Annotated in this window: 17 protein-coding genes; 8 read left to right on the top strand and 9 right to left on the bottom strand. The window is 65.1% G+C overall.

Features of this window, described 5'->3' with window-relative positions:
* Positions 1-141: 141 nt before the first annotated feature.
* Complete coding sequence (locus DL240_RS11255) at positions 142-2,559, bottom strand: hypothetical protein (RefSeq protein ID WP_111729991.1); 2,418 nt, start codon at positions 2,557-2,559, stop codon at positions 142-144.
* A gap of 535 nt (positions 2,560-3,094) precedes the next feature.
* Entirely contained in the window at positions 3,095-3,442 is a 348-nt protein-coding gene (locus DL240_RS11250; RefSeq protein ID WP_111729990.1) for a hypothetical protein, read from the bottom strand.
* A gap of 784 nt (positions 3,443-4,226) precedes the next feature.
* Here DL240_RS11250 and DL240_RS11245 point away from each other — a divergent pair.
* The 3 genes from DL240_RS11245 to DL240_RS11235 all read left to right on the top strand — a co-directional run bounded on the left by DL240_RS11245 (position 4,227) and on the right by DL240_RS11235 (position 6,867).
* Positions 4,227-4,442 (top strand): hypothetical protein, encoded by a 216-nt coding sequence (locus DL240_RS11245; RefSeq protein ID WP_146618252.1) that lies wholly within the window; start codon positions 4,227-4,229, stop codon positions 4,440-4,442.
* A gap of 295 nt (positions 4,443-4,737) precedes the next feature.
* Entirely contained in the window at positions 4,738-5,652 is a 915-nt protein-coding gene (locus DL240_RS20725) for a helix-turn-helix transcriptional regulator (protein WP_111729988.1), read from the top strand.
* Between the two features lie 102 nt (positions 5,653-5,754).
* Positions 5,755-6,867, top strand: coding sequence for an alpha/beta hydrolase family protein (locus tag DL240_RS11235; protein ID WP_111729987.1), 1,113 nt, complete (start codon positions 5,755-5,757; stop codon positions 6,865-6,867).
* Positions 6,868-6,985: 118 nt separating this feature from the next.
* Here DL240_RS11235 and DL240_RS11230 read toward each other — a convergent pair whose 3' ends face one another.
* Together DL240_RS11230 and DL240_RS11225 are read right to left on the bottom strand one after the other, a co-directional pair.
* A complete protein-coding gene (locus DL240_RS11230) occupies positions 6,986-7,837 on the bottom strand; it encodes a hypothetical protein (protein ID WP_111729986.1) in 852 nt (283 codons plus the stop codon).
* A gap of 274 nt (positions 7,838-8,111) precedes the next feature.
* Positions 8,112-9,113: a helix-turn-helix transcriptional regulator gene (locus tag DL240_RS11225; RefSeq protein ID WP_111729985.1), complete on the bottom strand. Its 1,002-nt coding sequence runs from the start codon at positions 9,111-9,113 to the stop codon at positions 8,112-8,114.
* A gap of 258 nt (positions 9,114-9,371) precedes the next feature.
* Between DL240_RS11225 and DL240_RS11220 the strand changes: the two genes are divergently transcribed.
* The 3 genes from DL240_RS11220 to DL240_RS11210 all read left to right on the top strand — a co-directional run bounded on the left by DL240_RS11220 (position 9,372) and on the right by DL240_RS11210 (position 14,981).
* On the top strand, positions 9,372-11,018 hold the full coding sequence (locus DL240_RS11220) for a Glu/Leu/Phe/Val dehydrogenase dimerization domain-containing protein (RefSeq protein ID WP_111729984.1): 1,647 nt from the start codon (positions 9,372-9,374) through the stop codon (positions 11,016-11,018).
* On the top strand, positions 11,015-14,365 hold the full coding sequence (locus tag DL240_RS11215; RefSeq protein ID WP_111729983.1) for a hybrid sensor histidine kinase/response regulator: 3,351 nt from the start codon (positions 11,015-11,017) through the stop codon (positions 14,363-14,365). The genes DL240_RS11220 and DL240_RS11215 overlap by 4 nt, the downstream gene beginning before the upstream one ends.
* A 112-nt stretch (positions 14,366-14,477) precedes the next feature.
* A complete protein-coding gene (locus DL240_RS11210) occupies positions 14,478-14,981 on the top strand; it encodes a DUF2505 domain-containing protein (RefSeq protein WP_111729982.1) in 504 nt (167 codons plus the stop codon).
* Positions 14,982-14,998: 17 nt separating this feature from the next.
* On the opposite strand, the gene DL240_RS11205 is transcribed toward DL240_RS11210, so the two are convergent.
* Positions 14,999-16,426 (bottom strand): hypothetical protein, encoded by a 1,428-nt coding sequence (locus DL240_RS11205; protein ID WP_111729981.1) that lies wholly within the window; start codon positions 16,424-16,426, stop codon positions 14,999-15,001.
* A gap of 92 nt (positions 16,427-16,518) precedes the next feature.
* On the opposite strand from DL240_RS11205, the gene DL240_RS11200 reads away from it, so the two are divergent.
* Complete coding sequence (locus DL240_RS11200) at positions 16,519-16,788, top strand: hypothetical protein (RefSeq protein WP_146618250.1); 270 nt, start codon at positions 16,519-16,521, stop codon at positions 16,786-16,788.
* Here DL240_RS11200 and DL240_RS11195 read toward each other — a convergent pair.
* Positions 16,765-17,772: a DUF362 domain-containing protein gene (locus DL240_RS11195; protein ID WP_111730064.1), complete on the bottom strand. Its 1,008-nt coding sequence runs from the start codon at positions 17,770-17,772 to the stop codon at positions 16,765-16,767. The two genes, DL240_RS11200 and DL240_RS11195, sit on opposite strands and share 24 nt — an antisense overlap.
* 22 nt (positions 17,773-17,794) lie before the next feature.
* Positions 17,795-18,319, bottom strand: a complete 525-nt coding sequence (locus DL240_RS11190; protein ID WP_111729979.1) for a hypothetical protein — start codon at positions 18,317-18,319, stop codon at positions 17,795-17,797.
* 191 nt (positions 18,320-18,510) lie between these two features.
* Here DL240_RS11190 and DL240_RS11185 point away from each other — a divergent pair, with 191 nt between their 5' ends.
* Positions 18,511-20,889, top strand: coding sequence for a glutamine--tRNA ligase/YqeY domain fusion protein (locus DL240_RS11185; RefSeq protein ID WP_111729978.1), 2,379 nt, complete (start codon positions 18,511-18,513; stop codon positions 20,887-20,889).
* A gap of 19 nt (positions 20,890-20,908) precedes the next feature.
* Here DL240_RS11185 and DL240_RS11180 read toward each other — a convergent pair whose 3' ends face one another.
* Entirely contained in the window at positions 20,909-21,256 is a 348-nt protein-coding gene (locus DL240_RS11180) for a hypothetical protein (protein ID WP_111729977.1), read from the bottom strand.
* 126 nt (positions 21,257-21,382) lie between these two features.
* Positions 21,383-21,778, bottom strand: coding sequence for a cupin domain-containing protein (locus DL240_RS11175; protein ID WP_111729976.1), 396 nt, complete (start codon positions 21,776-21,778; stop codon positions 21,383-21,385).
* Between the last annotated feature and the right edge of the window lie 14 nt (positions 21,779-21,792).

The raw sequence follows: 21,792 nt of genomic DNA, 5'->3' as shown, positions 1-21,792 counted from the left end.
GGTCCAACCCTATCGTCGGGGCCTTGAGGCGTTCGAAGCCTTTGCGCGCGGGTATAAAAATGAGAGCCCACGGACGGCAAGCCTGGGGGCGCTCTTATTTTGAGTACCCTGCGACGCTACCGCGACTCTTACGCCGCTCCATCATTCGCATCCCCATTCATTATAAGTAAAATTCCTCATAGGCCCTTCAAAGCTGCCTCGGAGCGAGTTGACATAGGATCCACAGCCCTCTGGAATCCCGCAGCAATCCCCGGCTGCAAGATCGGTCGTGGCGGAGAAGTGGCCGGTGAAATAGTCGCCGGAGTCGGACGCTTGAATCGTGACCGACTTAGAGCCGGGGCAAATTCCATAATCCGACATATAAAGCTCATTATCATCGCCCAGACGTGTGAGCTTGAGGCGCACCTGGTCTCCCGTATAGGTTCCCGGTCCCTGGTAGTTAAGAATGGTGAGCGTGGCGCAGCTCTCCTGCGGCCCCACACGAATCACCAGGCTCCCATCCTGGCCCATCGGGTCGACCGTCGTGCCGCAACCCGCCGCCTCCCCCGCGCCGGACACCGGCTGCCCTTCGTAAACCGGCACGTGCAGATAGGACCCGGACATCTCTGCGTAGCCCTGCCCATCACAGACTCTTGCTTCACTCAACACTTTGACCCGGGCGATGCTCTTACCATCTCCGCCGGGAAGGGCCAGGTGCACAATAAGGGCGGCTTCGTACGAGAGCTCATCGAACCCCCCTGTAAGAGGTGTTGTCAGCGCGAAGCGATAGCTTGTCGGGGACACTTTCTCGGCGTCTTCCACCAGCGTCCAACGTGTCGGGATGGATCGGCCATCCAGTTCAAGCGTCAGCACGAATTCGTCAAGACGCTCTTCATCTTCGGGAATGCCATCCACGACGACGTTCACACGCAAGTCGTTGCCGTCGCGAATGCGGCCATAGTCGACCGTGCGGCCAAACGCCTCCCCGGTGTGGGCATCGTGCAGTTTGACGATCTCGCGAATGCGTTGATCGGTGCCTCCGGCGGCTAACAACGTGGTATTTGTGTACTCTTCGGTACCGTCAGCATTCACGCAATAAAGCGCACGATCCGGCCCATTCTGGGCTCGGTCCACGGCCACCGAGGAGGGAAGACCCTCTGTTCCTAGCGCTGCGTAGAGCCTGGTTGAGATCTCGACCCCTGAATTGGTCGAGGCAAAGTCGTCGTACCCGAGAACCGTGTTGTTTCCGTCGGCAAAGGGAAAGGCGAACCCTCCTTGATGTCGAAAGGTTTTGCAGCCCGAAAAGAAGATGAACTTATTCTCCAACGTGCCCTGGGGATACTGCTGGCGAAAGAAGTCCGGGGTCAGCATCACGACTCGGTCGGTCGCGCATTTATCCTCAGCGAGACAGTTGGATTCGCCTCCTAACCCTGGTGGAATCAGCGCAATTTCTACCCCGGGTAAGGACTTAATGTCGTCTCGGGGCGCCGTAGCTAAAGGCGGCGTGATACCCGGAATGCTCAGGGTGATGGGCACGCCGGGTCTCGTCCACAGATCGCCCTCCTCCATGATCGAAGGTCGTGTCTCCGCGACCCAGACGCGCCGCTCCACGGTCATGCAAGGCCCGGAGGCGTCGGTGAGTTTTGCCTCAAGGGTGAACCTTGAAGCTACATCGGATTGAAATCTCGCCTTCATCCCGTGGAGCGTGAGTGTCGGGGCGTGCTCGCCACCGGATACGACTTCCCATTGCAAATCCGGGGGCTCATTGAGACGCAGCCCCGTAGAAATGATGGCAGAGCACCGGGCGTCGGCCAAAGAGATATCGTCGTCATCCTCGCCGAAACCTCCTACTACCACCTCGCGTTGGTCAAGGCGCCCCACCAACACGCCGTCCTCCCCCACACAAATGACGTCTCCATGCGTCGAAACCTGGATCAGGTCGTACCGGCTCCATCCCAGAAAATTTTGCAGAGAAGGTTGAGGGCCCACCAGATACTCCACGACCTCGTAGTCTTCGAGCTGTTTGAGCACGTCAACGGCAGGCTGGGCAGAAGCCAGCCCATAAGGCGATACGATACGCGCCCGTTTGGGATAGGGGGCCATCCGATCGCGATGGACCACGTCTTCCCGATCACTCAACAAGCTCTGGCGGGCCTGAGAGAGGGACATCTCCAGAGTTTCTTCCGAATCAGGTAATGCTCGGATGGCCGTTGGATTGTGGAGCGAATTCATCACCCAGGTACGGCGTCCCTCCGGGAGTCGAAACCAGAGGCTAGTCGGGCCAGCCACCGCCTCAGCGACATCGACCTCGTCCACGAGCCAATCGAGGATCTCCTGAGTGGACTGTCCCTCGCGCTGCCTCTCGATGATCTGGTGGCCAATGGCCTCGCTTTGCGCTCGCCGCTCAACACCCTCTTCAGCCAGGCTGCAGGGGTAGCCGAGCGCTTCGCATTCCAGCATCGGTGGTGTTCTCTCCTCAGAGACTGGGTCGTCCTCCGGCTCGGACGAGCATCCGGCGAGCAACCACGCACCGGTGATAGCGAACCCTAATGTTTTGAGCGCAGCGTGTCGGACGACCATCGTATCCTCTCACTAACAGACATTGTATTCGGCGGAGGAGATCACCAGACAGGGCGCCGCACAGCGAGTTTAGCGACTGGTCGGAGCAAGCTCCAACGCACCGTGGCTGCGGCCAGTACCACCGCCAAGCATCTCAACACATAAAAACCAACCGGGGGATACGCAAGAGTACATGTTTATGGGGGGCAGGAGCATAAAAGTTGATTGGGGATTACGCAAGAGTGTGTGTTCATGCGGGGTATCGAGAGTTGAGGGTGACGCGGAGGCCGAGGGGCCGGTAGTCGTATTGCATCGATCGGGAGTCGATTCAGGGGAAGTGATCATGGGGGAAAGCGGAACTTTGTCGGTTTGGCGACGACCTACCGGTAGTCGCACGACGTCCCGTTCTGAAGCGGGTGATGGGGGGCGCGATCGACGAGTGTGATGTTTTACGTCGATCTGATGCGCGAAAAGCCGACCTCGGGTGGGGTCGGCTTTTGAGCTTTGATTCAATGTCTTCGCCACGGGGGGCTGACGTGCGCGCGGTGATGGTTCCTCAGTACACGGCCTGGAGTTCAGTGCAGCAGCTGGATTCGGTGCAGCTGTTCGCGGCGTCGTCATCTGCGATTTCGCTGCAGCCGGCGTCTTCCTCGCAGGAGGCCAGGGCAGTGGCGGCGTTATGGCAGGCCTGGTCGACTCCGCGGCTGTCGAGGCAGCCCAGGGGGCGGATGTTGCAGGCGGTCGGGTTGAGGCCGCCAGAGCATCCATCGTCACTTATCACGCAGTTGAAGCTGCAGGTCGTCAGGCACTCGGCGTAGGGGCGGCAGACTCCGTCGTCGCTTTCGCAGAACTCGTAGCCCTGGCAGGCCGGTGGGCTGGTTGTGGTTATCGTCGGGCTGCCCACTGTCGTTGTCGACGGGGGCCTCGGTCGGCCGGCAGTTGGGCGAGCCGGTCATCGCGCAGACCACCCCGTCGAGGTTCCCGCGGCGAGGTTCAATTTCCTGGAAGCCAAGACCCTTGATGTTGATGATGGGGGTATCGAGGCAAACCCTCCTGGGAGGTACATTCAGGCTTCGCTTGATCGTGGGAAGTGGTTTGCCGTGGGCCGCGTCCCGGATAAAGGTGTATTGAGCGCAAGCAGGAGAAGCTTGCCGGGCTGCGCAAGGAGCCGCGCGCGAACCAGTCTGGCTTCGAGTTATTTTGAGATGCTGAATCGGGGGAGTCATCCTGCGATGTCTATATCGTGGCGAGCAGGCCGGTGATTTGCGCGCGCAATCATGCCGAATCAGCGTTTTTGGGATGAGGTTGATACATATGGGTAAGAGAGGCGAACCCGAGCGCCTCCCTTTTTGACGACCGACAATCCGCCAGGGCGCGCGCATGTTCCCTGCTGTTGAGTAGGTCCCGCGATGCTTCGCTTACGAGCACTTGCCACCACACCTGTAGAAGAACTCTCATCCCTTCTTCGGGTTCGCTCACTAGCTTCACACAGCCCCCTTTCAGGGCGTGTCGTGACATGATGCGCGGAGTCTGGTAAGGATGCACGTTGACTTTCGTCCAACCTGGAGAGGGGCGAACATCGCCGAGAGAGCCCGGGTGGCGTTGACTTCCCGTGGCGAATGTCGCGGGAGCGTTTCGAGCGATTTAATCTCGTGCCCGGATGGCGGCTCGAGCCGATAGGTGGTGTTATGGAACTACAAGGGTCGAATCAATCTAATGATATGAACCAAGATGAGTTTGATGACTGTGGAAAGTCACATCACTCGATCATGACTGCCAGCGGTTGGGTGTTGTTGATCTGGGTGGTGATTTTGGTGTTTCTGGGGTTTATGGGCATGTTGGCAGGTATAGAAATGGCCAGCGAGGCTGGGGAAGAGAGGTTGATTGAGGCGCAACAGAAATAGCCTCAGCACACTCGTGACGTTGTGCCAGCGGTGCCCGAGCAGAGCGATGTGGGGTGTGATTCTCGGGGTAGGTGAAAAGCTTGCCTGCTCAGCCCCTCCAACACGCCCGTAGCCCGCCATTGCCGGCGGGCTTTTTCATTTCTTGCCTTTTGTTGGGGGCCTCGCGACCGACTCCGGGGTGGGCAGGCGTTGTATCGAGTGCAGGAGGCTCAGGGATCGCGCTGGCCGGGATGGGAGTGTGAGTGTTACCTTTTGTAAAGCAACTCCCCCCCCACCCCTGCTCCGGAGCGCGACGATGAATGAGGCGACTCAGATCCTGGCGGCAAGAGAAGAGGATGCGAGGCAGCACCTGGTGGCGCTGATCGAGGAGCTGCAAGCGAGCGTGGGCGCTGCGGGGGGTATCTTTGCGGAGGTGCGTCAGGTGGAGGGAGCGCTGCACTGGGCTCGGCCGGTGAGCTGTGGGGCCGGTGGGTGGGAGTCTCGGATCGATGGGGAGAGTGTAGGCGAGGAGCTGGCGCAGGAGATTCAATGCCCGGCGGAGCGGGATTTTTGCCGCTTTACCGGACGCTGCGATCGGGGGGAGGTGCATCCGGAGTGGATCGCGGCGTTGTCCGGGGCGTCAGATATGGCGGGGCTGCTCGTTTATCGGGAGAACGCGTTGGTGGGCTGGCTGGGACTCTTGCGCCACGTGGGGACCTACGCGGCGGCGGAGCTGGCGGCGCTCTCGGAGTGGGTCGGGCAGGTGGGGGATGTCGTGCGGGCGTACGGATGGGCGGTGGACCAGGCTCAGGCCGGCTACGACGGTTTGAGTCTTATTTACGCCTCGGATGGCCGGCTTCTCTATCAGACCCAGGCGCTGCCGCCTTCGCTGCGTGTCGCCGATCTGGAACGTATGGTCCGGCATGGCGAGCCGGTGGCGAGCCGGGTGGTGCGCGGGGGCTGGGTGTTGCGGGTTCGGCTGCTGGCGGGGGCGTCGGGCGCGGGGAGGTTGGTGGAGGTGGCGCCGGCCCGACGAGCGGAGCGCGCGCCGGATTTTGCGCTGACCCCGATGCAGCGTCGCGTCGCCGAGTACGCGTGTTCCGGGGCGACCATCGCCGAGATTGCCCGGGCGATGGAGCGGAGTCCTCACACCATCAAGACCCATCTCAAACACGCCTATGAACGGCTCGGCGTGGCCAGTCGACTGGAGTTGGCGGCGCGTCTGGGGTAGCGGTGGCCTAGATGCGTGGCGAGCTCGTCATCGGTGGGGGCAGTGCCGGTCGATGCTCGTCGGGGCCGAGGTGGTGTTGGTGTTTTCACGGAGAGGTCGTGCATGAGGAGAGAAAAACTTAAGCAGGGCGCGCTGATCGTGGCCCTGGGAGCGCTGGTGGGGTGCGCCTCGGGAGCCGGGCCGCAGGTGGCCGCGGACGAAGCATCGGTGGAGGCGTCGCGGGAGGAGGGGCAGGTGTATGAGGTGCGCTCCGAAGAGGTGAGTTTTGAGGCGGCCGGGACTCAGGTGCATGGAACGCTGGTACTCCCGGTGGTGGAGCGACCGGTGGCTGCGCTGGTGCTGGTGGCCGGGAGCGGCCCCACCGATCGCAACTGGGAGAGCCCGCTTTTGCCCGGAGAAAATGGTTCGGCCAGGCTCCTGGCCGAGGCGTTGGCTGAGCGCGGGGTGGCGTCGTTGCGCTACGATAAACGAGCCACCGGCCAGACCGCGCTCCCCGGCGCCTTGAGCTGGTCGGACTATCAGGAGGAGCTCGCCGGAGCGGCAGCTGTGCTGGCGGGACGCGAGGAGGTCGACGCCGGGCGCGTGTTCATTGCCGGGCATAGCGAGGGGGGCGCGCATGCGTTGCGGGCGGTGGAGGAGGGGCGCGTGGCGCCGGCCGGGCTGATCTTGCTCTCGAGTTCGGGCCGCTCGCTGGGGGAATTGATCCAGTGGCAGCTCGAGGCTCAGCTCTTGGATGCAGGGGTGGAGGCGTCCCGGGTGAGGGCGCAACTGGGGCGCCTTGATCAGGCGCTGCGTACGATCGCGGCAGGTCAGCGGGTGAGGGCCGCGCAGGTGAGTCCTTACCCCGGGGTGGTGCAGCTGGTGCAGGCGCTGCAGGCGGAGGAGGGCCGGGCGTTCTCCGCGGAGATCCTGCTGTGGGAGCCCACTGCGGCGCTGGCCGGGCTTGATGCGTCGATGCCGGTGTTGGTGCTCAGCGGGGAGCGTGACCTTCAGGTCGATCCCCAGCTCGATGCGCGCGCGTTGGCCGAGGCTGCGCGCGGCGCCGGGCTCGATGTCACGCTGAGTCTGATACCGCTGGCCGATCACGTGCTCAAGGCCCAGGAGACGCCTCGCGAGGAGCTCACCGCGCAGCACGCGCTGCTCTACAACGAGGCTTCGCGTCGTCTCGACCCTCAGGTGGTCGACGCGCTACTGGACTGGATTGAGGCGCGCTGAAACCCGGTCGGCTGCGGTGGCTGTGCGACACAAACAAGCGCGCCGGTAAAGGCGCGCTTGTTTGTGTGAGGGGCCCGGGGGCGCCTGGTTGCAGTTGGGAGGGGACGCCCGGCCGGGTCTATTGGATTTCGACGCTGACGGTGCGGGTGAGCGTCAAGATGATGCCACCGCCCCCGGTGTCGCCGCCCACGGTGCCGCGAAACTTCATCCGGGTTAGCTCGACCTGGTGGGAGCCCGGGCTGAGTTCGCTGGCGGGCACGGCCAGTGCCATCTTTTCTTCCCGGCGCGAGGTGCGGGTTAACTCGGTGCCGTTGAGCGAGAGGATGGCGAAGTAATTGATCTCTATCGGCTCGTAACTCACGGACAGGTCGCTGGAGTCCGAGTAGCTCCGCCCTTGAGTCGGGGACGTGATGATGTGGGGGGTGACGTCTTCCAGGTCGTGGACGCGGGTGCCGAAGATCGGGCCTTCAAAGCGGGCTCGATAATTCACCGCCAGGCCGGTGACCTCGGCCGTGTAGATGCCCTCGCCCTGGTGCGTCAGATCGACCCAGGTGAAATCGGCGTCATCGGCGGCGTCGGTATCGCCCATGCCTACCCGGGCGGTGGTGATGGGGACCTCCTGCTCGGCGTCCTCGTTGCGCCGGGCCGTGACTTCGGCCCGCAGCGTGTAGGCGAGGGAGTCGGGAGCCAGAGCGTCGTTACCGTTTTCGCTTTCGGCAGGCGGTGCGATCTCGATGTTGAGCGACGTTTGTGCCCATTCAAAGTCAGCGAGGGAGTCCTCGCCGCCGCCATTGGTACCACCGCCATCTGGATCGCCGCCATCGTTGATGACCGGGGGGGCGTCGTCTCCGACATCCTCGGTGTCGGCCTGCCCGGGGGGGGCGTCAGGGTCGGAGCAGGCCGCCAGCACAAGGCTTGCGGACAGGCCGATGGCCAGCCGGCGAACGAGCCAGGGGGAAACATTCATCATCATCGCCTCAAAAAAGCCGTGGGGCCGCGCACTACGCCGGGAGGACGCCTGATGAGGCAGGCGTCGACGGGGCTTCCGGTGAGTGGCGAGTTGAGGGAGCGATGATGACGCTCCCGGCTGCGGGATGAAACTCTCTGCGGTGGGCGAGCCGGAGCCAGGTCTGCCAACCGAGAGGTGTCCCGCATACGGGTCGAGTGTGTCGTTGCCGAGCTTAGATGTGCCGCAACCTGCGTGGGGTCCCCTGAGTATTAGTCGTTATGTTGGAATGAAGCGGTCAGAGATCGTCGGCCAGATGCGGGGGGAGCGCGCCCATCAGCTCGACGAGTTCCACGCGGGTGGAGATGTCGAGGCGGCGATAGATGTGCTTGAGGTGGGTTTTAATGGTGTGGGGACTGCGGTCGAGAAGTCGGGCGATCTCGTCGACCGTCGCGCCGCTGGTGGCGTGGCGAGCCACCTCGATCTGGGTGGGGGTGAGCACGAGTTCGGGCACGATGCGCGGGTAGTTGGCCGGGTCGAGCGTGATCAGGTAGGCCCGCGGGCATCCCAGACCATGCATCGGCGTGACCACGGCGCTCATGCCGGCAAAGTAGCGCGGGGCGTCGGTGGGGTTCAGGGTGAGCTTGTAGAGTTCCTCCCGGTACTCCGAGAGGTACCAGGGCTGGGCCGAGGGGCTGGCATGGAGGAGCTCGCCATCCGGGCTCATCAGGACATAGATGGTGCTCTGGGTATCGTCCTCCAGCTCGGCGCGATGGGCGCGAATGAGGATGTCCTGAAGGGTGGGGACCAGTGGTGAGACCTGGTGGATGGCCGTTGGCGAGAAGGGCGAGCGTGGGGCCAGGCGCCACAGACCAATCCAGCCTACGAAGCGGGCTCCCGAGTAAACCACCAGGCCGATCCAGTCGCTGGCTCCCAGGCGTTTGGGCCAGTCGGCCATATCCAGGAGTTCACCGTCGGGGCCCACAAAATGCAAATCTCGGCGCTGCCGCGCCGAGATAAACTGGGTGCGTTCCTCGGCGGTCGGTCCTCTGATGACCGACTCGAGCAACGAGGGCAATGGGCGATCATGAAGCTCGACCAGCGGGGTGCGCAGCGAGGGGGCGCCGATGATGAGGCTGGTGCCGAGATAGAGGTGGCCTTCGACTTCTCGGGCGTCGAAGAAAACGGCGGCGTCAGCGTCGGCGCGGTCTCGAAGCAGTTTGAGTGCCTCCAGCCGGAGCTGAGTCGCTGCGCCCTCGGGTTGTACAGGGGCAGAAGAAGTGACGATATCGCGAGTCATAGCGCGGGCTCCTTAGGTTGCGAAGGGGAGAGTCGCGTGCGGTGTCCCTTGCCCCCGCAAGGGGCCTGTGAAGGAGTGTCGCACACGGCCCGCAGCACCGATGGGCGGTGCTAACACGTTAGTATAACCGAATTTTTGCGGCGCTGGCTTTACCCCGTTCGGGTGTGCGGGTACGCGGGGACCGGGGGCGGTGTTTAGCTTTGGGCTCACACAGCGTCGGGCAGGGGTTGCCGGCGAGGGTTCAACGCGGAGGTGCCGATGAGCGATCGGGTGGAGGTGCTGGTGATCGAAGACAATCCGGTGCATATGCGCCTGATTGAGAGCCTGCTCAAACGGGGGCTGGAATTGCGGTTCAACGTACGCATCGCCGATCGCGTCGACCAGGGGCTGGCTCTTTATGAGGAGAAGCCTGCCGACGTGGTATTGCTCGACCTGATGCTTCCGGACAGTGAGGGGTTTGATACGTTCACCAGGGTTAAGGGACGGGTCGACCCCACGCCGATCGTGATTTTGACCGGGCTCGACGACATGCAGCTTGCGGTAAGGGCGGTGGAATCTGGGGCTCAGGACTATTTAGTCAAGAGCCAGATTAATGGGGAGCTCTTAAGTCGTTCGGTGCGCTACGCCCTGGAGCGGGCCCGGGCGCGGGCCGGGGAGTGGAAATCGCCGATGCTGCGCCTGGCGCACCAGCAGTTTTTAAAGGCCGCGCAGCTGATGGGGCTCGACGATAATGTGCGCCAGCGCCTGCTCTTTCCGCAGCGCTCCCAGGTGGTTACGCTGCCCTTTCGGCGCGATGAGTATGAGCAGGTGGAGACGGTCTTTGGCTACCGGGTCCAGCATGTGTTGACGATGGGGCCGACCAAGGGCGGGGTGCGTTACCACCACGATGTGAATCTGGGGGAGGTCACGGCGCTGGCGATGTGGATGACCTGGAAGTGTGCGCTGATGCACCTGCCCTTTGGCGGGGCCAAGGGCGGGGTTCGGGTGCGACCGGAGACGCTCTCGCCGCGGGAGTTGCAGCGTCTGACCCGGCGCTACACCTCGGAGATCATCGATATGATCGGGCCCGATAAAGACATCCCGGCGCCGGATCTGGGGACCAACGAGCGGACGATGGCCTGGATGATGGACACCTACTCCGAGCAGGTGGGCCACGCGGTGCCCACGGTGGTCACGGGTAAGCCGGTGGTGCTGGGGGGCTCGCGGGGGCGCAAGGAGGCCACCGGTCGGGGGGTGGTCTTTGTGATTGAGGAGGCGGCCCGAGACCAGGGCTGGCGCCTGGATGAGAAGACCGCGGTGGTGCAGGGCTACGGCAACGTGGGCAGCCACGCGGCACGCTACCTCGATGAGCTCGGGGTCACGGTGGTGGGCGTCAGCGACCATACCGGGGGCTGTTTTGATCCGGGGGGGATCGATTTTGAGCGTCTGGACCGTCATGTGGCCGAGGTCGGGACGTTGGAGGGCTACGCCCAGGGTGATCGGGTCAGCAACGCCGAGTTGCTGGAACTCAAATGCGATGTGCTGGTACCGGCGGCGGTGGAGAACCAGATCACCGCGGCCAATGCCGGGCGCCTGCAGTGCAAGATGGTCGCCGAGGGGGCCAACGGCCCGACCAGCACCGAGGCCGATGAGATCCTTGGCGAGCGTGGGATCCTCGTGCTTCCCGACCTGCTGGCCAACGCCGGCGGGGTGACGGTGTCGTATTTTGAGTGGGTGCAGGGGCTTCAGAACACCATGTGGTCGATGTCCGAGGTCAACGAGCGGCTGCGCAAGCTCCTGACCCAGGCCTACCGTCGGGTGAGTGCTCAGGCGGAGGATCATAAGATCGATCTGCGCACAGCGGCGCTCATCGCCGGGGTGGAGCGGGTGTCGCAGGCCAAGCTGATGCGGGGGCTCTTTCCGTGAAATTCTTCAACTTTGAAGACTCCGAAAGCGCCGGCGAGCAGCCGCGCCGCCGGGGCACCGGGCGCTGGCTGGTGGTGCTGGTGCTGGTGGTCGGGGTGGCGGCCAGTCTGGGCGGGTGGTGGTGGTTGCGGCAGCGGGAGGCCGACCACGTCCGCGGGCAGTTCCAGCGCGACGCGCAGCTCTACGCCAGCAGCGTGGAGCGACGCCTGCTGGAGAAGCGTCTCAACATGCTGGCGATGCTGGCGTTTTACCGGGGCTCTGATGTGGTGGAGGCCGATGAGTTTCGCACCTTTGTGGAGACCTATCTGGAGGGCCGCAGTCAGATCGCGTTGCTGGCCTGGGTGCCCTACGTCAGCGAATCGGCGCGTTCGGCGTTTGAGGCCAGCGCCAGCCGGGAGCTGGGAGAGGATTACGAGATCGTCGAGCCCGGACAGAATGTGGAGCTGATGGCCGCGCGCCCGCGGCCCGATTACGCGCCGACCTTGCATGTGTGGCAGGCCAAAATTTCGGCGAAGCCCGGCTTTAACTGGCTGGCGATCCCGCGGGTGGCCAACGCCCTGAGGCAGGCCCGGGAGACTGGCGAGGTGGTGATGACCGGGCCCATCGATTTGCCCGGGTCCAGTGAGTCTTCGGTACTTTACGGCTTTGTGGCGGCCGTCTCGCGGGAGGAGGGCACCCCGGAGGAGCATTTTGCGGGGTGGTTGATCGGGGTCTTGCATATGCAGGAGGTCATCGCCGAGGCGATGCAGGTGCGTCCGGCCATCGACATTGAGTTTGAGCTGGTCGATGAGAGCGATCCCGGGGAGCCCCGGACGGTGTATGCCTGGTCAGGCGCCGGGGAGGAAGCGTCGACACCCGAGGGGCAGAGCGATGCGGAGTCGGAGGTCTGGCGGGGGCGCTCGGCGGCGGAGCAGGGGTTGGTCTTTCATCGCCCGCTCAACCTGCCCGGACCGAGCTGGGCGCTGGTGGCGCGTCCGACCGAGGCCTATGTGAGCGAGCGGGTCGATCGGAGCACCACAGTCTTTTTGATCAGCGGTTTGTTGGTGACCCTGATCGGCGTGCTCTACGTCAACACCACCGTGGGGCGTACCCGTCGGGTGGAGCGTCTGGTCGATGAGCGCACCGCCTCGCTGAGAGAGCACCGCGAGAAGCTGCGCACCATTGCCATTGAGATGGCCCGCGCCCGTCAGGAGGCCGTGGAGGCGACCCGGGCCAAGAGCAGCTTTCTGGCTAATATGAGCCACGAGATTCGCACCCCGATGAACGGCGTGATCGGCATGGCGGAGCTCCTCCAGGAGACGCAGCTCAACGGCAAGCAGCACGAGTACCTCACCCTGCTCGATCGTTCGGCGCGGGGGCTGCTGGCGCTGCTCAACGACATTCTGGACTTTTCCAAGATTGAGGCCGGGCAGCTGGAGCTCGATCATCGCGAGTTTCGTCCCATCGACACGGTGGCCGAGACCCTGCAGGTGCTGGCGACGCGGGCCTCCCAGAAGGGGCTGGAGCTTGTGTACAGCATTGAGGCCGACTTCCCCTTTGCGGTCATCGGCGATCCGGATCGTCTGCGCCAGGTGCTGATCAACCTGGTGGGCAACGCCATCAAGTTCACCGACACCGGGCAGGTGGAAATTGAGATGGGCTTTGAGCTGCAGGGAGACGAGGAGGTGGAGATCACGATGGTGGTGCGCGACACCGGGGTGGGGATTCCGAAGAAAGAGCAGGCTCGGATCTTTGAGGCCTTTCGCCAGGTGGACTCCTCGTCCCGGCGTCAGCATGAGGGCACGGGGCTGGGGCTCTCGATTTCGGCCCAACTGGTGGATCTGATGGGTGGCCATATCGAGCTGGAGAGTGAGGAGGGCGAGGGCACCGAGGTGACCTTTACGGTGCTTCTGGAGCTGAGTCAGCGCTGGCGTGAGGAGCAGGAGCATCAGCTGGCCAGCCGCCGGGCGTTGGTGGTCGATGATAACCCGGTCAATCGCCGGCTGCTGCGGGTGGTGCTGACGATCTGGAAGATGGAGGTGGAGGTGGCCGCGGATGTGGCGTCGGCCCGTGAGATTCTGGCCGGGCAGGAGGAGCCCTTTGATGTGGTGTTGATCGACGCGATCATGCCCGGAGAGCCCGGGCTGGAGCTGGCGCGCGAGGTGTTTGAGCAGCGGGATTCCCAAAAACAAAAGTTGCCGGCGGTCATGCTGATGTCGTCGGTGGGGGCGGTCTCCAGCAGTGAGTTTGATGCGTTCTCCACCGATTATGGCGAGCGTCTGTGCGTGTGGCTTTCCAAGCCGGTCAAGCCCTCGGATCTTTACGATGCGCTCAGCGATTGTGTGGTCGAGGGGCATCGCGCCACCGAGTCCGGCGCGCTGCTGGAGGGGAGTGGCGAGGAAGAGGGCATCTGCGTGCTGCTGGTCGAAGACAGTCCGGTCAACCAGAAGGTGGCCCGGGGGCTGCTGGCGCGTGGGGAACACCGCGTGGAGCTCGCCCGCGACGGGCAGGAGGCCGTGGAGATCTTTGGCGCCGACCCGCAGCGATTTGACCTGGTGTTGATGGACATTCAGATGCCGCGGATGGATGGCTTTGAAGCGACTCGGGCGATTCGTGAGCTGGAGCGCGAGGGCCCCCGCGAGCGCCCGCTGCCGATTGTGGCTCTGACGGCCCACGCGATGAAAGGGGACCGCGAGCGCATGTTACGCGCGGGCATGGATGATTACCTGGCCAAGCCGATTCAGCCCGAGGAGTTGATGCGGGTTATCAGTAAGTGGCGTCCGGTGGAGGAGGGCGAGTCGCCCCCGTCTGGCGAGTCGCCCGGGGAGGCCCGGGAGGAAGGTGCGGCGCCGGAGCCTCGTGGCGAGGGCGCGGCGAAGGAAGCAACCCCGGAGAGTGACGAGACGCCGCCCAAGGGCGGCAGCGAACCCGAGGAGGACACCATGGACACCCCGAGTAATGGGATCTGGGATCCCGAGATTGCCCACACCTCGACCGGCGATGATGAGACGCTGTTGCGCGAGCTGGCCAGCGTTTTTGTCGAGGAGTCGAGCCACTGGCTGCGCGATTTGCAGGCTGCCATCGCGCATAAAGACGCCCGGGAGGTGCGTCGCCTGGCCCACACCATCAAAGGGAGCGCGCTGATCTTTGGGGCGCGTCCGGTCAGCCAGCTGGCCGAGCAGTTGGAGATGATGGGCAAAGACGCCGCGCTGGAGCAGGCGCCGCCCCGCTATGAGCGCCTGGTCAAGGCCACCGGCCGGCTGGTGGAGGTTTTGGAGGATGAGCTCCTGGAGACGTCCTCGGAGTCGGAGGCCGCGCGGGGGACCGGTGCCGGGGGAAGCGCGCCGCCGAGCAGTCCGCCGGCCTGATGGGCCTCGCCGATGGCTGTGCAAGAGCCCCCGGGTCAGGGTATATGGCTTGTCTGTGGCCTTATGGCGAGCTTTGCCATGCGATGTTCAACCGACATGAGATGAGAGTGCGATGAAGTTTACGATGACCCACCGCTTTGAGTGCCCTGCCGAGCAACTCTGGGATATTTTTGACGATCCGGAGTTTGACCGTCGCCTGGAGGAGGCCACCGGCGTGCGCCGCGAGGTGCTGCAGAGTTCCACCGAGGGGGCGGTGGAGCATAAGCTGCTGCGTTGCGTGTCGCTCAAAGAGATGCCGGCGATGATGGCCAAGGCTCTGGGGACCGAGAGCTTTGAGTTTGAGCAGGCCAACGCGCTGGATCGCCAGCGTGGCGAGCTGGCCTGGAAGGTGAAGCCGGCGGTGCTGGCCGATCGGGTGGAGGCGCAGGGCGTGACCCGGGTGCAGAGCGAGGGGACGGGCTGCGTGCGCACGATTGAAGGGGAGATTTCGATCCGCATTCCGCTGGTGGGCAAGAAGATGGAGGGCAAGCTCTCCGAAAACATCAAGTCGTCGTACGAAGAGGCCGCGCGCATCGCCCGGGAGATGGTCGCGGAGCGCGGGTTGGTTGCGGAGTAAGGGGACGCGGTGAGGGCTTAGCGGGGGCGCGGCGGGGGGAGCTCCCGGAGCGCGGGTGGTGAGCCGGCGGTGATCGGGGGGAGGGGCCCCAGGTGTGCGGTGGCCAGCGCGCGTAGCCGGGTGGGCCGGGGGGCATTCAGGGTGATGTCGGCGTCGCGCAGGGCGCGCAACCAGTGGGAGGCGGCCGCGGCGCTGGCGTAGCGGTGATCTTCTAAGAGCATCCAGAGCATGGTCAGGGGCAGCGCTCCGGAGGTGGTGGCGACGAGGTAGGCGCCGACCTCGGCGGCCTGGTCGGCGCGGAGGGCGTCGCAGCCCGGGGCCTGGCAGCGCTGGCCGGTGGCGGTGTAGCGGGCGTGGAGGTGCGCCTGGGTCGCGGCGGCGCGGGCCTGCTGGGAGAGGAGGCCCTGGAGGAGGCGTTGGAGCGCGCGCTGGAGGTGGGGATCGTGTTGGAGCGCGTGGTTAAGGCGTTTAAGGCGCGTGAAGGCATCGTCGGGGAGCCCGGGGCAGGGGGCCAGGCGCTCCTGGAGGCGGTGAAGCGTGGACGCCGGATAGCCGGCTGGCGAGAGGGGAGGGAGCGGCGTGGGGAGGCCGCAGCGCCTGGCGAGGCGGTCGAGGTCGGCGCGGTGGCGGGTCATGCTCTGGTAGGTGGTGATGCCCTTTAGGAGCGCGTCGAGGTCGGCTCCCAGGAAGGCGTGGAGCTCGTCGCGCAGCGCCTGGCGGGCCGCCGGGGAGTGTTCGGAGCTCGTGGCGAGCAGGGCCGGTCCCAGGTGGTTCCAGATCGTGTGGAGCGCGCGATCGACAAAGACGCGGGCCCCGGGGTGGGCATGGTCAAAGAAGCTGGCCGGGGTGGCCCGGCTGCTGGAGTCGAGGCGTTGGAGCCATTCGACCGGGTAGGGTTGCCCCTCGATACGGACTTCCTGGACGCCGACGATGCGGTAGAACTGTGGGGCGAAGCTGTAGAGGCCGTGGTGCTCGCGCAGCCCGTGCACCAGGCGGTAGGGCTGGTGGAGCGCGGCCATTTCTGCGTTCCAGTCGTGGATGAAGTCGTGGAGCCAGGGGGCGTCGGCGGTGACGTGGGGGCCATCAAAGCGAGAGATGACCGCGCCGAGCAGGGAGCTCAGCCGTGGCGAGAGCCCGGCGGCGGCCTCGTCGCGGGCCTGGAGGATGCGCAGATCGTGCGGCGGATCGGAGCTCTGGCCGATGGCGTCGAAGAGGGCCGGGAGGTTCTGGGCGTGGAGGCGGTCCAGCTCGTGGGTCAGGGAGAGCCGGGTGGTCGCCGGAGCCGGGGAGTCGTCCGGGGCCGGCGGCTCCACCAGGTGGCAGGCGGCCAGGATGCTGGCGAGCGTGAGGAGGGTGAGCAGGCGCCGGGGAAGCGGAGCGCCCGGGCCGGCCGGGGATTGGCGGCGGTGAGGACGCCCAAAAGGTTGTGGGTTGGGGCAGCTCATGCGATCTCTTCTCAGGGTAGACCTCGGAGCCGGTGAGTGTACCGAAGACGGGAGGGTCTGCCAGGCGAGTTGAGCGAGGAGTTGGAGTGGACGTGAGTGAGATGGATGCGAGGCAGCGTCGGATGATCTTCAGGGTGCTGGAGATCGGGGCGGTTCTGGTGAGTTTCGGGGTGCTCTATGTGGGGCTGACCGTGGCCCGGGGGCTGGAGTCGGTGGCCGTGGAGTGGGGCGCGAAGGTGCTGGCGGTGGTGGTACTGGCCGCACTCTTCACGGTGCTGAGGCGTGCGCGCTCCGGTGTGCGGGAGGAGGAAGCTAAGGCCCGGGCGGAGCGCGAGGCTTCAGGTCCTGAGCAGAGCCTGTAGCGCGTCGGCCAGCGGGCGGTCGCGCGCGTCGGTGCTCAGCTCAATGCGGGGGAATTCCGAAGCGTGGGCCAGCAGCGGGAACTCGTGGACCGGGCCCCGGGCCAGCTCCGGGGGCGGTTGATGGCGCCTCAGCAGCGCGAGGCCCACCGCGTCGATGGCCACCGGGTTGGTGCTGGCGAGCATGACCCCGCAGTGTTCGGTGCGATGCTCATCGGGGGCGATCTCGAAGGCATCGAGGATGATCAGATCGGGCTGGCGAGCGTGGACCACCGCGAGCATACGTGGGCCGGGGTCTTCGCAGGCGGCGAGTTCGTTGAGCAGGTGATGATCGGTGCCGGGGTGGCGGGTGGGCAGCAGGCCGCAGGCTCCGCTGAGTGCGGCGTGGAGCCCGGGGGCGCTTGGGGAGGCCAGGAGCGTGGCGAGCTGGATGTAGGTGTGCGCATCGGTGACCTGACGCGGCAGGGCAAATCCCTGCTGCCAGGGCGCGGGCTCGGGGGAGATGATGCGCCAGTGATGGGAGGGAAGCTCATCGAGGGCTAGCAGGTCAAAACCGAGCTCGTGGGCCATGGTGGGGAGCTGTTTGGCGCGAAAGAGGGGCGCGGTGGGCCGGGAGAGATGGCGCGTGCCCACGTGGAGGCTGTCGCAGGCCTGGCTGCGACAGTGGCGCGCCAGGCTGGCGAGCAGGGCGGTGTGGGTGGAGCGTGGCGAGGGGGTCGCATCGTGGAGGGTGGGCTGGACGAAGATGCTGTGCTCGTGGCCGCTGAACTCCAGGGTGTGCAAGAGGCGCCGCAGGGCGCGGCCGCGATCGGTGTCGGTGACCAGCACCACCGTGGCGGGGGCGGGCACGCGCGGCTCCGGGGGGGAAGAGCCCGGCGCCAGCGCCTTCAGGTGCGAGAGGCCGGGGGAGGCCGCGCATCCCCAGGCGCCGGTGATGCCGAGTGCTGCCGTGGCGGCCAGGTGCTTTAAGAATCGGCGGCGATCCATGGGGGAGCCTGGCGGGGGAGCGCTAGAAGCTCATGCTGTGGAAGACGCGCTCCAGGAGGTTCAGAAAGAAAAGACCCGGAAGCACCAGCGCCGCCGCGCGCAGACCGCGCTTGAGCGTGCTCTCCCGCAGGGTGCCCAGCGCCGTGCGGTAGGTCAGCCCGACCAGGGCTCCGGCTAAAACCGCGATAAAGAGCCCGAACGCGGCGTTGGCCAGCATGTTGGGCAGGGTCCAGAGGACCTGCGGGTGGGCGAAGGGGCCGGCCATCGTGTCGATAAAGAAGACGCTCAGCAGACAGCGTCCGAGCAGGCTCACGCCCAGAAAGCTGGCAAAGACCGCCGCCGGGTCAAAGGTTTCGCCGTGACGATGGACCACCCAGTCGAGCAGCAGGAGCCCGAAGACGCTGGTGAGAGCGAAGCTGATGGACACAAAGGTGCCGGCACTCACCAACGCGCTCAGTCCCAGGGCCAGCGCGGCGCCGCCGACGCAGTGAATCACCGCGCGCGCGGGCGCGTGGGACCAGGTGGTTTGAAAGAGGCTACGATCCATCGGGGAGCTCCGGCAGGTGGCTGTTGGTGAGGCAAACCACACCATAGACGCACGCCTGCGGGCTTTCAAATCATTCGGAGGTGGCGAAGGTGTTGGCGCGCCGCCATCTTTGGCATAGGTTACTCGACAGACGCCCCCGCGCCCGGGCGGGCCGGGAGTCGGACTCAACCCCCTATTGACGCTTTGAGACGATGACAAACTCCTCTGATGCCCCCACGCCCTCGAACTTCATCCACGATATCATCGACGCCGACCTGGAGGCGGGGCGCGTACAGAAGGTGGTGACGCGATTTCCGCCGGAGCCCAACGGCTACCTGCATATTGGTCACGCCAAATCGATCGTGCTCAACTTCGGTATCGCCCAGAAGTACGGCGGTGAGTGTCATCTGCGCTTTGATGATACCAACCCGCTGACCGAAGATGAGGAGTACGTGGCCTCGATCCAGAATGACGTGCGCTGGCTGGGCTACGACTGGGATGAGCACCTCTATTTTGCCTCGAATTATTTTGAGAAGATGTACGCCTGCGCGGTGCATCTGGTCAAAGAGGGCAAGGCCTACGTCGACAGCCAGAGTCAGGAGGAGATCCGGGAGATGCGCGGCACGCTGACCCGGGCCGGCCAGCCCAGTCCCTATCGGGAGCGCAGCGTGGCGGAGAACCTGGAGCTTCTGGAGAAGATGCGCGCCGGGGAGTTTGGCGATGGGGAGCACGTGCTGCGCGCCAAAATCGACATGAGCAATCCCAACATGCTCATGCGCGATCCGCTGCTCTACCGGATTCGCCACGCGACCCACCACAACACCGGTGACGCCTGGTGCATCTACCCGATGTACGACTTCGCCCACGCGCTGGAAGATGCCTTTGAGAGTGTGACGCACTCGATCTGCACCCTGGAGTTTGAGAACAATCGCGAGCTTTACGACTGGGTGATCGCCAACTCGCCGGTGGAGAGCGAGCCTCATCAGTACGAGTTTGCCCGGCTGAATTTGGGCTACACGGTGATGAGCAAGCGCAAGCTCCTGCAGCTGGTGCGCGATGAAGAGGTGGAGGGCTGGGATGACCCGCGGATGCCGACGATCGCCGGAATGCGCCGGCGCGGGGTGCCGCCGGAGGCGCTGCGCAACTTCTGTCAGCTGATCGGGGTGGCCAAGGCCAACAGCACCGTCGACATTCAGTTGCTGGAGTATACGATTCGCGATGAGCTCAACATGAAGGCGCCGCGGGTGATGGCGGTGATCGACCCGGTGAAGGTCACGATCACCAACTTCCCCGAGGGGGAGGTCGACTGGCTGGATGCGGATTACTTCCCGCATGATGTGCCCCTGGAAGGCACGCGCAAGGTGCCCTTTAGCCGGGAGCTCTACATTGAGCGCGACGACTACCTCGAGGATGCCCCCAAGAAGTGGTACCGGCTCAAGCCCGGGGCCGAGGTGCGCCTGCGCTACGGCTATTACATCACCTGCACCGAGGCGATTTACGGGGAAGATGGGGAGCTCCAGGAGCTTTTGTGCACCTACGATCCGGAGTCGCGGGGCGGCTCGACCCCGGATGAGCGCAAGGTGCGTGGGACGATCCACTGGGTGAGCGCCACGCACGCGAAAGCGGCTACGTTTAACCTCTACGATCGCCTGTTTACGGTGGAGCGTCCCGACGGCGATGCCGAGGTGGATTTTCAGGAGTACCTCAACCCGGATTCGTTGGTGGTGGCCCGGGGCTTTGTGGAGCCGAGCGTGGCCGAGGATGCGGCCGACGTCCGCTACCAGTTTGAGCGTCAGGGCTACTTCTGGCGCGATGAGAGCTCCCAGGATGACGCGCTGGTGTTTAACCGGATTGTGGGCCTGCGCGACTCCTGGGCCAAGCAGCAGAAGAAGGAGGCTCCCAAGCCCGCAGCGTCGAAGAAAGCCGCTCCTAAGCCCGCGGCGGTGAAGGCGTCCAAGGGCCAGGGAGAGAAGGGCGCGGCTGGCGAGGATCGCCCGAATAAGCGGCCGGCCTCCTATGAGCGGGATCAGGCCCGGGCGGCCGATCCGCAGCTGGCCGCCTGCCAGGTGCGCTACGCCGAAGAGCTCGGGTTGAGTGAGGACGATGCCGACCTGCTCAGTGGCGATCGCGACGTGTCGAGCTTCTTTGAGGCGGCGCTCCAGGCGTACGACCGACCCCAGGTGGTGGCGCCCTGGATCGTCAACGAGGTGTTGCCCCTGGTGGCCGAGGAGCAGACGGTGGCCTCGTTGAGCGTGTCACCGACCGATGTGGCGACGCTGGTGAAGATGGTTGACGACGATCGCATCACCACCGCGGTCAGCCGCGAGGTGCTGGCGGCGGTGCTCGCCAGCGAGGGCGACCCGGAGACGATCGTCCGGGAGCGGGGCCTGGAGAAGGTCAGTGACGCGGAGTCGCTGAAGCCGGTCATCGCCGAGGTGATGGCCCGTCACCCCGACAATGTGACGCGCTATCGCGAGGGTAAGACCACGCTGCTGGGCTTCTTCATCGGGCAGGTGATGAAGGCCACCGGCGGGGCGGCCGACGCGGTGAAGGTGCGTCAGATGTTGGAGCAGGAGCTCGCCGGGGAGTGACTTCCAGGGGGGGATGGGTTCAGGCCGCGCGCCGCCCGGGACGATGGTCAGAGGATCGTTGCCGGCGGCGCGCGCGCACTCTGCGGGCGATGTGCAGCGCGAACGCGCGCCGGGGCTCGTCGAAACGAAGCCGGGGGTGGTGGAGCAGGGCGTCGGCGGCCGGGTCGGGATGGCGCGCCAGGGCGATGAGGGCGTGTTCGACCTGGGCGCAGGTGCAGTCGGCGGCGCGAACAAGGGTCTCTCGGAGCGCGGCGAGGGAAGCGTGGGGAAGCTCGGCACGGGCGTGGTAGAGGGCTTCGAGGCGCTCCAGCGCGCGGGCGTGATCGAAGGGTTTGAGCGTGGCGTTGCAGACAAAGCGCTGAGCCATGGTCTCCTCGCAGGCAGGGGCGGTGGGAGCACAGGCGCCTCTTAAGGGGGCCGGAGGGCCCGGGTGGGGCACCTGCGCTCCGGAGCGTTGCGTGGGGGAGATAAAGGTGCGGCACGACCGGGGGATTTAAGCGTCGGGAGCCAGGATGACGCTCATTAACACGTGAGCATCTTCGGGGGCGTGCATGGAGAGGGCGACCTGGGGCTGGATGATGGACATGCCCGGGTGCAGCAGGGTGTGGCGGCCCTCGTTGGAGAAGATGTTGAGACGGCCTTTGAGAAGTTCCAGGGTGATGACGCCGTCGGTGATATGGCGCGGCCAGGTGGCTCCGGCGTCAAAGCTCAGCGCCATCAGCGTGAAGGTGCCATGCTTAAAGAGAGTGATCTGACGGTGGCCGTCGACCGAGGGGTGCGGCTCGGTGTCGAGGGCGTCGAAGACCCGGGCCAGATCCAGGGTGGTCAGGTCTTCGGCGAAGCGCTCGCGGGGCGGCGGGCGCAGGCGTTGCGGCTGCTGGCGTTCCATAGGCGCTTCCTGGG

This window comes from Lujinxingia litoralis (assembly GCF_003260125.1).
Lineage (GTDB): Bacteria > Myxococcota_A > Bradymonadia > Bradymonadales > Bradymonadaceae > Lujinxingia > Lujinxingia litoralis.
The sequence above is the reverse complement of the archived record's forward strand: the minus strand, read 5'-3'. Positions and strand labels throughout refer to the sequence as shown.